The 13,404-nt window shown below is 71.9% G+C and carries 11 protein-coding genes; 6 read left to right on the forward strand and 5 right to left on the reverse strand.

The features are described from left to right. Positions 1 to 382: 382 nt before the first annotated feature. Positions 383 to 979, reverse strand: a complete 597-nt coding sequence (locus H504_RS0131125) for a hypothetical protein (protein ID WP_157440736.1) — start codon at positions 977 to 979, stop codon at positions 383 to 385. Continuing rightward, positions 969 to 3,116 carry a hypothetical protein gene (locus H504_RS0131130; RefSeq protein ID WP_026425995.1) on the reverse strand — a complete coding sequence of 716 codons (2,148 nt, stop codon included), beginning with the start codon at positions 3,114 to 3,116 and terminating at the stop codon, positions 969 to 971. Before H504_RS0131130 ends, H504_RS0131125 begins: the two co-directional genes overlap by 11 nt. A gap of 696 nt (positions 3,117 to 3,812) precedes the next feature. Here H504_RS0131130 and H504_RS0131135 point away from each other — a divergent pair. The 3 genes from H504_RS0131135 (at position 3,813) to pip (ending at position 7,142) form a co-directional block, all read left to right on the forward strand. Next, the gene (locus tag H504_RS0131135; RefSeq protein WP_026425996.1) at positions 3,813 to 5,285 is read left to right on the forward strand and encodes a DNA-3-methyladenine glycosylase 2 family protein; all 1,473 of its coding nucleotides are present in this window, start codon (positions 3,813 to 3,815) and stop codon (positions 5,283 to 5,285) included. Between the two features lies 1 nt (position 5,286). Beyond that, positions 5,287 to 5,817 carry a methylated-DNA--[protein]-cysteine S-methyltransferase gene (locus tag H504_RS0131140; RefSeq protein ID WP_026425997.1) on the forward strand — a complete coding sequence of 177 codons (531 nt, stop codon included), beginning with the start codon at positions 5,287 to 5,289 and terminating at the stop codon, positions 5,815 to 5,817. A 383-nt stretch (positions 5,818 to 6,200) separates the two neighbouring features. Then, complete coding sequence (gene pip, locus H504_RS0131145; protein ID WP_026425998.1) at positions 6,201 to 7,142, forward strand: prolyl aminopeptidase; 942 nt, start codon at positions 6,201 to 6,203, stop codon at positions 7,140 to 7,142. Here pip and H504_RS0131150 read toward each other — a convergent pair. From H504_RS0131150 to H504_RS37940, 3 genes are read right to left on the reverse strand one after another with little or no spacing between them, the layout of a single operon-like run. Further along, entirely contained in the window at positions 7,139 to 7,789 is a 651-nt protein-coding gene (locus H504_RS0131150) for a response regulator (protein ID WP_026425999.1), read from the reverse strand. The two genes, pip and H504_RS0131150, sit on opposite strands and share 4 nt — an antisense overlap. Continuing rightward, the gene (locus H504_RS43770; protein WP_051386448.1) at positions 7,786 to 8,781 is read right to left on the reverse strand and encodes a sensor histidine kinase; all 996 of its coding nucleotides are present in this window, start codon (positions 8,779 to 8,781) and stop codon (positions 7,786 to 7,788) included. Before H504_RS43770 ends, H504_RS0131150 begins: the two co-directional genes overlap by 4 nt. 3 nt (positions 8,782 to 8,784) lie before the next feature. Next, entirely contained in the window at positions 8,785 to 9,588 is an 804-nt protein-coding gene (locus tag H504_RS37940) for a hypothetical protein (protein ID WP_157440737.1), read from the reverse strand. 285 nt (positions 9,589 to 9,873) lie between these two features. Between H504_RS37940 and H504_RS0131165 the strand changes: the two genes are divergently transcribed. From H504_RS0131165 to H504_RS0131175, 3 genes are all read left to right on the forward strand, one after another. Next, positions 9,874 to 11,172: a glycoside hydrolase family 18 protein gene (locus H504_RS0131165; protein ID WP_026426000.1), complete on the forward strand. Its 1,299-nt coding sequence runs from the start codon at positions 9,874 to 9,876 to the stop codon at positions 11,170 to 11,172. Positions 11,173 to 11,294: 122 nt separating this feature from the next. Beyond that, positions 11,295 to 12,647: an acyltransferase gene (locus tag H504_RS0131170; protein ID WP_026426001.1), complete on the forward strand. Its 1,353-nt coding sequence runs from the start codon at positions 11,295 to 11,297 to the stop codon at positions 12,645 to 12,647. A gap of 31 nt (positions 12,648 to 12,678) precedes the next feature. Then, positions 12,679 to 13,014, forward strand: a complete 336-nt coding sequence (locus H504_RS0131175; protein WP_157440738.1) for a hypothetical protein — start codon at positions 12,679 to 12,681, stop codon at positions 13,012 to 13,014. The last annotated feature ends 390 nt before the right edge of the window (positions 13,015 to 13,404 follow it).

The raw sequence follows: 13,404 nt of genomic DNA on the forward strand, positions 1-13,404 counted from the left end.
CGCGCCTGCAGGCGCGGCACCCGAGTCGTACCGTCCACAGAGGTCGGCCGCCAGCGTGCTCACCCACGCTGGTGACGATTGCCCCACCATCGGAACCGACCATCCACGCCCGTTGACCAAACGCGGGGGTGGCCTGGGCATAGGCCCGCCCCCGCGTCCCAGCCGCACGATGGCGGGTCGGACGTCGACCGCCGGTCACGGTAGAAGACCGCCACCGGGATGAGGTACCTCCGAATGGCGCAAGCGGTGATCTCCGGCGATCCCGACCCGCCGATCCCGGACATACCCGGCGACCAACAGTCCACAGTGGAGCATTCGGGCGGACGCCGGAACCGCTATGGCCCGATCGGCGCCGACACCCGACCGCAGACCGCTGACGCCGTCACAGCGCCCACTGCCGCATCCACAGTGGACGGTCGCGGCCCTGGCCGACCTGGCGCAGCTCGGTCGGGTCGAACAGGACCGGGCCCGGTTCGCCCGCCACGAGCAGCACCTCGTGGTAGACCGCGTGGTCGGTCAGCAGCCAGTCGTCGGAGCAGCGCGCCGCCCGCCACCGGGCCCGCCACAGCGCCGTCTCCTCGGCCGCGGCGCGCTCCACCAGTTGCACCCGCTCGACCCGCAGGCCGCGTTCGGCGAGCACCAGCGCGGCGACGCAGGCGAGCACGCCGCAGTCGACGTGCGTGGCGTCGGGGAGGTCGCACCAGGCGAACGGCCACCGGTTCGGCCCCCAGCGCAGGTGCCGGAACAGCCAGCCGAGGCCGAAGGTCGTCGCGTCGGTGGCGCGGCCGGGGGTGGCCTCGGCGCGGTCGCGGGCGAGCAGCCACGACCGGGTGTCCGCGCAGGCCGCGCAGTCCTGGTGGGTGGTCAGCGCGGCGGGCGGCCGGGTGGGCACCCGGAACGGCGGGCGCGGCGCCCACGGCGGGTCGGCGGCGGGGACGGCCGGGGGCATCGATATGGCGGCGGACGGCTCAGTCGACACGGTGTCCCCTTCCGGGCAGGACCAGCAGGTGATCGCCCGCGTCGAGGTCGTCGGGCAGGGTGCGGCGGGTGCCGTGGTCGGCGCCCAGCCGGTCCAGGACGGGGTCGTCACCGGGCGGGAGCCGCAACCACCGGCCGCCGGGGCCGCGCCAGAGGACGTGGGTGGCGTGGTCGGGCAGTTCGGCGGCGTCGACGACGGCGGCGCGACCGGCGGGACCGTCGCGCACGTCGAGCACCGTGCTGAACACCGCCGTCGCCTGCCCTACCAGGAACTCCCCCGGTTCGAACAGCACCTGGTCGAGGCAGCCGAGTTCGCGGACCGCCAGCCGGGTCGCGCGGACCAGGTGCCCGCCGAGGTCACCGCGGTCGAGACCGGGCAGCCAGCCGCCGCCGAGGTCGACGCAGCGGACCCGGACGTCGGCGCGGGCGCACAGGTCGGCGGCCATGGTGATCGCGGCGGTGAACTCGCGCAGCCGCGGCCCGGCCGCGGGGGACCGCAGGCCGAGGCGCCCGATCTGGGCCGACCGCAGCAGGTCGGCGACCCGCCGGTACGTGCGCGGGTCGGTGACGTCGACCCCGTGCCGGGACGCCGGGTCGAGGCCAAGGCCCAGCACGTCGGCGTGCACGAGCCCCCGGTCGACCAGGTCGACGGTGCGTTCCAGGTCGGTGACCGAGTCGCAGGTCACCACGCCGAACTTGACCGGCTCGCCGTCGTAGCGCCACCACTTCGCCGGTCCGCCCAGCGCGACCCGGTCCGCCGGGAACCCGGCCGCCGCGCTCCGCCGGGCCTCCGCCTGGGAGAACACCTCGACCATGGCGCCGCGCCGGGACACCGCGCCGAGCACGCGCGGGTCGGGGTTCACCCGCACCGGGTAGGCGAACCGGGCGGTGACGCCGGTCGCGTCCTCCACGTCCCGGCAGACGCCGTCCAGCAGGTCGAGGCCGCGGTCGAGCACTCCGCCGAAGAAGACCGTGGCGGGCGACTCGAACGGGTCGACGACGAGGGCGGCCGGGATGTCCTGCGCCAGAGGCGGTTCCAGTTCCGTGGGCCCGGGACGCGGTCGCGGGGTGGCGAGTGCGCGGGACAGCGCGGGCATGCCGGAAGGATCGTGGTCCGGGGAGGCGAAAGCGCGCCGCGCCTGCGGGGTGACGCCGATGGCGTGCGGTCCGGCCGGGATTTCCTCGACCACCCGCACGAAGCCCGTCGAATGGGCTTTTTCCCGGCTGTGCGGCGGAATCCCGGTGACGGCGGCGACCAGCCGGGCGGGCAGGTTGACCCCGGCCAGGGTGGCGCCGTGGATCCAGGCCGGGAACCGGGGGTTGACCGCCACCAGGTGCGGGGTGCCGGTGGTGGTCTCCCGGACGATCTCGACCTCGCCGCCGCCGGTCCACCTGGTCACCCGGACCAGGTCGTCGATGCCGGACGTGGAGTCGAGCGGGTGCAGGGAACCGGCCCAGGGCAGGCCAGCGGCGGTGGTCGTGGTCGGGCGCATCGCGCAGGCGCCGAGCAGGTCGCCGTCGAGCGCGGCGAACACGATGGACTCGGTGGGGCCGTCGACCCGGCGTTGCAGCAACACCTCGGCGTCGCCCCAGGTCCGGCGCAGGCGGGTGATCGCGGCGGCCAACGCGGGCCGGGTGTCGACGGCGACGGTCCCGCGCCGGGGCCCCTTGACCAGGACGCGCCAGCCGTGTCGGGCGGCGAAATCGGCGGCGTCCTCGACGTCGGTGGTGAACCGGTGTTCCGGCACGGCCAGCCCGAGCAGGGCCGCCACCGCCGCGCCCGGTCGCGCCACCGTGTCGAACGCCGCCGGTGGCGGCAGGAGCAGCGCCGGGTGGCCGTGTTCGGCCAGCAGCGCGGCCTCCAGGTCCAGTCCGGGCAGGAACACCGCGCCAGCCGATTCCACAATGGACACAAGTCCGGCGCACAGCGCGACCGGGTCGGCGGTGTGCCAGCCGGGGCGGACGTGCACCCGGTCGAACTCGGCGGCGCTGAGACCGGTCGAGCGCGGGGAGTAGTCGAGCGCCTCCAGTCGCAGCCGGGGCCAGGCCAGCCGCAGCGACCGGGCCAGGCCGAGCCCGGGGGACGGGTCCGGACCGGAGTGGACGCCGGAAAGCACGGCGGTGGGGGTGTTCGACACCGGTCTCCCTTCAGAGTTCGGCACTCGGACAACACCGCCCGATTATCGCGACCGGTGACCGGAAGTCGGGAACCCGCGGTTGTGCGCGGCCGGGAAAACGGGTGCTGTTCGGGCTGACCGGCGATTTCTCGGCGGCCGTTCGGTGAAACCGGTTATTGCGCTCGGGGTGACGCCCCGACGTGGGGCGCGGCCTACGCGCGATGTCCGGCCCGACGATACCCGCGACCCGGTCGAGACCGGGTTCGCGCACGTCGTGCCCCGCCGGACGCCGCGCGGCGCCGGTGGCCGCGCCCCACGGTCGGAACGCGAAGGGATCGCCGTGACTGCCCGGGTGCGCCCACCGCACCGGTTTTCCGGTCAACGCCACTCCCTTCACCGGATCGAGCATCGCGGCCCGTCCGGACCCCGTTACCCTTTTCCCACCCCGGCGACCCGATCCAGTGACCCGGTTCGCGACAAACCGCACAGGTGTTTCCGACCCGACGGGCCGGTTGCCAACCAGTTCAGCACCGATCACCCCGCGCGGGGAATTCCAGGAACGGGCCGAATTCCCGTACGGTCGGTAATCGGAAATGTGAAAGCGCTGGGCCGACAGTGTTTTCCGGGATGACGAACCACCCGGGCGGCGCAGCACCGCCGAGCGTGATGTCGTTTTTCCGCTGGTGAGCGCCGCGCGGACCGGCGATGCTGGTGGACATGCACTCAGACACCGAGCGCTGCGTGCGCGCCGTGCAGTCGCGCGACGCGCGGTTCGACGGCTGGTTCTTCACCGCCGTGCTCACGACCGGGATCTACTGCCGACCCAGTTGCCCGGTCGCCCCGCCGAAAGCCCGCAACATGCGGTTCTACCCGAGCGCCGCGGCCGCCCAGCAGGCAGGCTTCCGGGCGTGCAAGCGGTGCCGCCCGGACGCCTCACCCGGGTCGCCGCAGTGGAACGAACGCGCCGACCTGGTCGGCCGGGCCATGCGGCTGATCGCCGACGGCGTGGTCGACAACGGCGGTGTCCCAGCCCTGGCCGCCCGCCTCGGCTACAGCGTGCGGCAGGTGGAGCGGCAACTGCGCGCCGAACTCGGCGCCGGTCCGCTGGCGCTGGCCAGGGCGCAGCGGGCGCAGACGGCGCGGGTGCTGATCGAGACGAGCGCGCTGCCGATGACCGAGGTGGCGATGGCGTCCGGCTTCGGCAGCATCCGCACCTTCAACGACACCGTCCGCGAGGTGTTCGGCCTCAACCCCACCGACCTGCGCCGACGGGCGGCCGCGCCGGTGCGGCCGGTGGCGGCGGGGCTGACCGTGCGGCTGCCGTTCCGCGCCCCGTTCACCCCGAGCAACGTCTTCGGCCACCTCGTCGCCACGGCGGTTCCCGGCGTCGAGGAGTGGCGGGCGGGTACCTACCGGCGAACCTTGCGGCTGCCCAACGGGCCCGGCGTCGTCGCGTTGAGCCCGCGCCCCGACCACGTCCGCTGCGACCTGTCGTTGAGCGACCTGCGCGACCTGTCGGTGGCCATCAGCCGCTGCAGGCGCCTGCTCGACCTGGACGCCGACCCGATCGCCATCGACGAGCTGCTCGCCCGCGACCCCGTCCTCGCGCCGCTGGTCCTGGCCGACCCCGGTCGCCGGGTCCCGCACACCGTCGACGGCGACGAGATGGCCGTGCGCGCCGTGCTCGGCCAGCAGGTCTCCACCCAGGCCGCCCGCACGCACGCAGGCCGCCTCGTCCAGGCGCACGGCACCCCCGTCACCGACCCGGACGGCGGCCTCACCCACCTGTTCCCGGACGTGGCCGCCCTCGCCGAACTCGACCCGGAGCGCCTCGCCTTCCCGCGGTCCCGCCGCACCACGCTGACCAGCCTGGTCGCCGCCCTCCCCGGCATAGACCTCTCCCCCGGCGGCGACTGGCACGCCGCCCGCGAAGACCTAGCCGCCCTGCCCGGCATCGGCCCCTGGACCGTCGAGACGATCGCCATGCGCGCCCTCGGCGACCCCGACGCGTTCGTGGCCACCGACCTCGGCATCCGCGTGGCCGCGGGCCACCTGGGATTACCCACCGCCCCGGCCGCGTTGACCAAGTACGCGGCCCCGTGGCGACCGTGGCGGTCCTACGCCGTGCAGTACCTGTGGGCCACCGGCGACCACCCGATCAACGCCCTACCCGGAAACGAGGACCGCTGACGTGCTCCTGCTCGACCCCGCCACCACCCCCACCCGGCACACCACCCTCCCCACCCCCGTCGGCGACCTGCTGCTGACCGGCGACGGCGACGCCATCACCGGCCTGTACCTGCTCCCGTCGCACCGCCACTTCGCGGGCATCGGCACCGACTGGATCGCCGACGCGTCCCCGTTCCGCGCGGCGTCGACCCAGCTCGCCGCCTACTTCGCCGGTGAGCTCAAGGAGTTCGACCTCCCGCTCGCCCCCAAGGGGACACCCTTCCAGCGCGACGTCTGGCAGGCGTTGACGACGATCCCCTGGGGGCGGACGACGACGTACGGCCAACTGGCGGCCGAGCTCGGCCGGTCCCCGGCCGCGTCCCGAGCGGTGGGGATGGCCAACGGGCGCAACCCGGTGTCGATCATCATCCCCTGCCACCGGGTGATCGGGGCGGACGGCGCGCTGATCGGCTACGGCGGTGGGCTGCCCGCGAAGGAATTCCTGTTGACGCACGAGGGATCCCTACCCGCACCAGAACAAAGCCTCTTCTAACCGAACCGCACCCACGACCGCAGACCGCCACCCCACCGCCCGAGACCATCACCTCACCACCCGAGACCGCCACCCACCACCCGATCCAGCGCTTGCGCCACATCGCACCGGCGGCACGCAGGACCCCACCCACCCGGGGGCCGGGGGCCCATTCCTGAACATACCGCGAACCACGACCTGTCAAGGGGTGGCGAGCCGGGCTGTGGATGAACGACATCATTGTGGACAACCCCGCCGCGTTGCCTGGTGCGGGCACGGGTGATGGCGTGGACGACCGAGCGGCAGCCATACGCGGCTGCGCACCAAACCGGTGGCAGCCGAGGGTCCGTCCCCGATATAACAGCCCCGATATAACAGCACTGTCACATCCAGGGAGGGGCGCGGTGTACGAGCACGGAGAACCACGGGCGACCGGCATGCTGGACGTCGGCGACGGCAACCTGGTCTTCTGGCAGGAGTCGGGGAACCCGCACGGCAAGCCCGCGCTGGTGGTGCACGGCGGACCGGGCTCCGGGTGTGGTCTGGGCAGTCGCGAGTTCTTCGACCCGGAGCGCTACCGGCTCATCATGTTCGACCAGCGCGGGTGCGGCCGCAGCGAACCCCACGCCAGTGACCCCGGCACGGACCTCACGCACAACACGACCCACCACCTCATCGCCGACATGGAGTTGCTCCGCGAGCACCTCAGCGTCGACCGGTGGTTGCTCTCCGGCGGCTCCTGGGGTTCGACGCTCGCCTTGGCCTACGCGGAGGAGCATCCCGAGCGGGTCAGCGAGATAGTCCTCAGTGGAGCGACGATCAGCCGTCACTCCGATGTGGACTGGATCACCGACGGCATCGGCGTCTTCTTCCCGGAAGCGCTGGAGAGGTTCCGCGCCGGCGCGGGCAACGCCGAGAACGTCGTCGCCGCCTACGCGAAGCTCATGGAACACCCCGATTTCGCGGTCCGCGACCAAGCCGCCAAGGACTGGACGGCCTGGGAGGACACGGTGATCTCCTTGGAGCCCAACGGAAACCCGACGGCCTACAGCGACCGCCCGACCCGCGACCTGCACGCCCTGGTCCGGCTGGTGACCCACTACTGGTCGCACCACGCCTGGCTGGCGGACGGCCAGATCCTGCGCGAGAGCCACCGCCTGCACGGCATCCCCGGCGCGATCATCCACGGCAGGCACGACATCGGCGGCCCCGTCGAGGTCGCCTGGACGCTGGCGCGGGCGTGGCCGGACGCCGAACTGATCGTCGTCGAGGACTCCGGGCACACCGGTTCCGACCAGTTCTACCAGCACAAACTGGCCGTCCTGGACCGGTTCGCGAGCCGCTAGCCCGGCCGGACCAGGCCGGTCCGGTAGGCGAGCACCACCGCCTGCGCCCGGTCGCGGACCTCGATCTTGGCCAGCACCCGCTTGACGTGCGTCTTGGCGGTCGACTCGGCGATGTCGAGGTCCACCGCGATCTCGGCGTTGGACCGGCCCTCGGCGAGCAGCCGCAGCACCTGGGTCTCGCGGTCGGTGAGCCGGGCGACGCGGGCGTCGGTCACCGGCACCGGGGCGCGGCGGACGAAGTGCTCGACCAGGTCGCGGGTGACGGCCGGGTCGAGCAGGGACTCCCCGGCGGCGACGACGCGGACGGCGTCGATCAGCCGTTCCGGGGCGGCGCGCTTGAGCAGGAACCCGGCCGCCCCGGCCCGCAACGCGCCCCAGACGTACTCGTCGTGGCGGAATGTGGTCAGCACCAGCACGGACACCCCTGGTTGCTCGGCGACCACCCGCCTGGTGGCCTCGACGCCGTCGATGCCGGGCATCCGGACGTCCATCAGCACCACGTCCGGTGCCAGCGCCCGCGCCTGGTCGACGGCGGCGAGCCCGTCGGCCGCCTCCCCCACCACCTCGATGTCCGGGGTGGTGCCCAACACGACCCTGACCCCGGCGCGCAGGAAGCCGTCGTCGTCGGCGAGCAGGACGCGGATCATGGCAGCGGGAGCACAACCCGCAACCGGAAGCCGCCCCCATCACCGCCCCCGTGCACAACCGACCCGCCGAGCACATCCACCCGTTCCGTGATGCCGGTGAGCCCGCGACCCGCCCGGTACCCGGCGCGCGGGCCGCGGCCGTGGTCGTGGACCTCGACGACGGCCGACTCCTGGTCCCGGTCGACGGACACGGTCGCCGACCGGGCCTTGCCGTGGGTCAGCGCGTTGGTCAGCGCCTCCTGCACGATCCGGTACACCGCCTGCTCGACCACCAGCGGTAGCCCACTGGCGTCACCCCGCAGGTCAACGGTCATGCCCGCATCACCCATCCGTTGGACCAGGCGGCCGAGGTCCGGGGTCGGCCCCTCGGGCCGGAGGCCGCCGAGCACCCGGTCCAGCTCGTCCAGGGCCTCCCGGCCGGTGTGCTCGACCGCGCTGAGCAGCTCTTTCGCCTGCTCGGGGTCCGAGTCGAGCACCAGCCGGGTCGCCCCGGCCTGCACCAGCATGACGTTGACCGTGTGCCCGACCAGGTCGTGCAGCTCACGGGCCATCCTGGCGCGCTCCTCGGCGACGGCGGTGCGGTTGACCAGGTCGTGCCGTTCCCTGGCTCGGGCCATCGCGTAGCCAGCCGCCCAGGCCAGCAGCCAGATGAAGGTGGTGCCCGCCGTGGCGATCGACGACCCCGGCTCGTGCGCGAAGTACCCCAGCACGCCGGGGAGCACGATCACCGGCCCCCACAGCGCCTGGCGCGGCGAGGCGTACGCGCCGACCGCGTGGATCCCGACCAGGTTGGCGTAGGGCGCGACCGGGTCGGGCACGCTCATCAGCCCGCCCGCGACCAGCGCCGCCGACCCGATCACGTAGCCGACCAGCGGCGCGCGGCGGCGCAACGCCAGTCCGGCGGCGACACCGAGCGCGAGCCAGATCGGACCCGGCCCGGTCAGGGCCATGGCCACGAACGCGCTCAGCGCCAACCCACCGTCGAGCCACATCGCCTAGACCACCGCGTGTTCCCTGGGCAGTGCCCGCAGATAAACGATCCCGACAAGCACAGCGCCGATCAGGCCGAGCGCGCCCATGGGCAGAGTTGGCTCTACCCAGGAACGGCCCTCGTACGCGCTGACGGTAATGGCAGCGAACGTCGCCGAGTAGCCGATAGCGGCAAGAATCATCAGTTGGAGTTTGACCCGGTTGGCCATAGCAGCCCCTTCGAGCAGCACCGCGAGCACACCCAAGACCTGCAGGGCGTGGATACCGGCGGCGTGGGCGACTTTCGCGCTCCCGGCCACGCCGAACACGAGGTTCTCCGGCACGTGCCCGGTCGCCGTGTACACGTCCTTGCCCACCGAGATCATGTCGGTCCCGATGTACCCGGCCACGACCAGCGAGGTCAGCCCGACCAGGGCGGCGATCCGCGCGATCGCCGACCCGCGGAAGTCGAACACCGCCCAGATCAGCAGCACCGTCACCGAGACCCCGGCCAGCAGCACGGTCATGCCCATGAAGCTGAACACGCCCTCGTCGAACGTGGTGGACTCGTTGAAGTGCGACGCGACGCCGCGCCAGCGCTGCATGGTGATCAGCGTGACCTCGATGACCGAGGACAGCCCGAGCAGTGCCGTGAGCGGACCACCCCACCACCGGCGGGGCAACTGCCGCAGCACCCACACCGATGACCACATCAGCAGCCCGAACGACTCGCCGAACAGGATCGGTTTGCGCCAGCTCACCGACCCGAGCCAGCTCCCCCCGTCCACCAGTTCGACCACCCCGTGCACGGCGGCGGAGGCCAACAACACCGTCCCGCACCACCACAAGAACCACTGTCCGACACTGACCGGCCGGACCGACGCCCACATTTGGCGAATCATCCCTAACCCCCTTCGTTGGAACAGAAGGTAGGGACCGGGCGGCGCGCGCTCGTCCCCCCGCGGGGGTAGGGGGACCCGGGTCCACAGTGGAGACGGGCTGGAACCGAGGGTGCCCGAATTGCGCCGTTCGGCCGTAGCCGGTGCCGACCCGGACGCCTACTTTGGTCCAGACCACAGGGCGGGTCGGCCGCCCGCGTGCAGCGAGGGAGAGCGATGTCCGCGAGACGATGGCGTGCGGCGACGCTGGTGACCGGGTTGGCGGTCACCGCGGCGGTGGTGGCCGTACCGCAGGCCCAGGCGCACCAGGAGCACGGGCACGGCCGGGACCAGGTCCGCACGGTCGGCTACTTCACCCAGTGGGGCATCTACGGGCGCAACTTCACCGTCCGCGACCTGGTCACCAGCGGCACGGCGGAGCGGCTGACCCACCTCAACTACGCCTTCGGCTTCCTCGACGAGCAGGGCAACTGCGTCAGCGCGGACGCGTGGGCGGACTACCAGAAGCCGTTCGACGCCGCGCAGAGCGTGGACGGGGTGGCCGACGCCCCCGGCCAGCCACTGGCGGGGAATCTCAACCAGCTCAAGAAGTTGAAGAAGAAGTACCCGAAGCTGCGCGTCGACATCTCCCTCGGCGGCTGGTCCGGGTCCAAGTACTTCTCCAACGCCGCGCTGACCCCGGCCTCGCGCGCCGCGCACGTGAAGTCCTGCGTCGACCAGTGGCTCAAGGGTGACGTGGCGGGCCCCGGCGTGGCGGCCGGGATCTTCGACGGCATCGACATCGACTGGGAGTGGCCGGGCAGCGAGGCCAACGCGGGCAACGTCGTCCGCCCGGAGGACAAGGCCAACTTCACCGAACTGGTCAAGGAGTACCGCCGCCAGCTCGACCGGCTGCCGCGCCGCGACCGGGCCGACCTGACCGCGTTCCTGCCCGCGAACGGCAAGCAGATCGACAACGGGTTCGAGGTATCGAAGGTCTTCCGCTACCTGACCTTCGGCAACCTGCAGGGCTACGACTACCACGGCACCTGGGAGACCACGACCAACCAGCAGTCCGGTCTGCGCACCGCCAAGGCCGACCCGACCCCGGCGCCCGGCTTCAGCAGCCAGGTCGTGGTGGACAGCTACCTCAAGCGCGGCGCGCCGCGGGACAAGATCGTGCTGGGCGTGCCGTTCTACGGGCACGGCTGGACCGGCGTCACCAACGCCAACCACGGTCTGTTCCAGACCGCCACCGGCCCGGCGCCTGCGACCTGGGAGGCGGGCAGCGAGGACTACAAGGTCCTCAAGACCAAGGTGGGCAACGGTTACCGGGTGTACCGGGACGAGCGCGCCGGGTTCGCCTGGCTGTTCGACGGCAGCACGTTCTGGACCTACGACGACCCGACCGAGCTGCGCCGCAAGGCGGACTACATCACCGACCGGGGTCTCGGCGGGGCGATGGTGTGGTCGCTCGACGGCGACACCGCCGACGGCGAGCTGATCAAGGCACTGCACCACGGACTGTCGCATTAGGACAACTGGCGGAACGCCGGTCCCGCCGCGGACCGGCGTTCCGGTGCGGCAAATGGAGTCTGGTCGCCGGGCCCCGCGCTGATCTACCGTTCCCGCAGCGATAACTGGGAAAGGATTTGACGATGAGCGGATGGCCCGAACTGCGTTCGTCGCGGACGGTGCGGGTCGGTTCCGCGCCCGGCACCGTGATCACCTGCGGCGTCACCGACACGGTGATCGCCGACGTACCGGTGTCGGTGGTCTTCTTCTACCCGCACGCGCTCGACGAGACCCGGCTGGCGGAGGGACTTTCCCAGGCGCTGGCGGCGGTTCCGGCGTTCGCCGGTCGACTGCGCACCGTCGGTGACACCCTGGAGATCGTGTGTGACGACTCGGGTGTCCCGCTCGACACGTACGACCTCGACGAGTCGCTGCCGAAGGCGATCGGGCGGGTCACCCTGCCCGGGTCCGACTTCGTCGACCACGTCCAGGGGCCCGAGGCCCGCCAGGGCGGGTTGCCGCTGCTGAAGATCCGGCTGACCCACCTGTCCGACGGCACGTCGACGCTGGGCTGCTCGTTCCACCACTCGGTCGGCGACCTGGCCAGCTTCATGTTCCTGATGCGCGCCTGGTCCGCCGCCTGCGAGGGCACCGAACCCCCGGCGATCACGTTGCTGACCGACCCGGACGCCTACACCGACGCGGTCCTCCCCGCGGTCGACTCCGGCCGCCCCGGGTTCCGCCTGCCGACCCCCGAGCAGGCCCAGCGGCTCGGCGAGGAGTTCGCGGGCGCGATCCGCGCGAACCGGACCGTGCAGGTCTACTTCACCGACGCCGAGGTCGCCCGCCTGCGCGAGGAGGTCAGCGCGTCGGCCGGGCGCAGGCTGTCGGTCAACGACGTGCTGTGCGCGCACGTGACGAACGTGGTCCGCGGCCTGGCGGGCGACGTGTCCGAGCCCCGTTCGATCGCCATGCCGGTCAACGTGCGCCGGTTCCTCGGCATCGACGAGGGCGTGATCGGCAACCTGGTCAGCGAGCTGTTCGTGACCTGCCCGGCTGGGGCGTCCACCGAGACCATCGCGGGCATCATCCGGGACGCCGTGGAGACCTTCCCCACGTCCCACCTGAACCTGCGCGCCAACCGCGCGTTCCTGGAATCCATCGGCCGCTCCCGCCTCCGCGAGTGCATCCCGGTCGGCTTCGACCCCGACGCCCGCACCTTCACCATCACCAACTGGAGCCGCTTCGGCATCTACGGCATCACCTTCGGCGGCAAACAACCCGCGTTCTTCAGCCCCACCTCCAACCTGCAACTCCCCTGGGTCTCCTGGATCGTCGAAGGCTTCGACAACACCGGCCTCCTCTTCACCATCGCCGTCCCCGCCCGCCTCGCCACAGTCCTCCGCGCAGACGCGGGCCGCGCCGCACTCCACCGCTACCGATCAGCCGACGAGGAGCTTCCCGAGCTCGCTCGTGAGGTTCGCAAACTGGCGTGACGTTCGAACACTTGTTCGATATGCTGTGGGGGTGAGAGGCCCCAAGGCGACCGTTGCCCGGTACTACGTCCCCTGGACCGACCCCGTCCAAGCCGCGCACTACACCGACCCTTCGGCCCTTCCGCTGATCGGACAATGGGTCACCGCCCTGCGCCAACAAGGCAAAGTCCCCCCAGAGGTGACCTTCGGCATCGCCCCCGACACAGACCCACCCACCGGCCTCCTCACCGACGCCACCGGCACCCACCACCTCGACCTGTCCGAATTCCTCGTATTCGGCCGACAAGGACTCCACGTACTGGACGCGGACACCTTCTGGCAGCACTACCACAACCCCTGCCCCCCAGACCGAGAATGGGCAAACTAAGCCAACCCCACAGCGGCGGTTGGGGCACCAACGCCTGACCCAGCGACCCACAGATCAACCGCCGCCCCGAGAACACCCCACCGCATTCCCGCACCACACCCCTCGAACCCCACACCTCACCAACGAAGCGCCACACCCGCGCCACGCGCCCCAAAAAACCCACCTCTCATCGACGAAGCACCACACCCAACACCGCGCCCCCCCAAAAAAAATCCACCCCACATCGACGAAGTCCCACACTTGCCCCCCCCCCCGGGGAAACCGTCGTGCGGTGAAGCACCACGACCAACCGGCGCCGCGCGCCTCGAAACCCGCCGAACCCAACCGCCCGTTGTGGTGAAGTTGTTTTGTTTGGGGGGAGCGGTGGCCTAAGCCGGCCGGCGGGTAAGG

It is taken from the genome of Actinokineospora inagensis DSM 44258, from assembly GCF_000482865.1.
GTDB lineage: Bacteria > Actinomycetota > Actinomycetes > Mycobacteriales > Pseudonocardiaceae > Actinokineospora > Actinokineospora inagensis.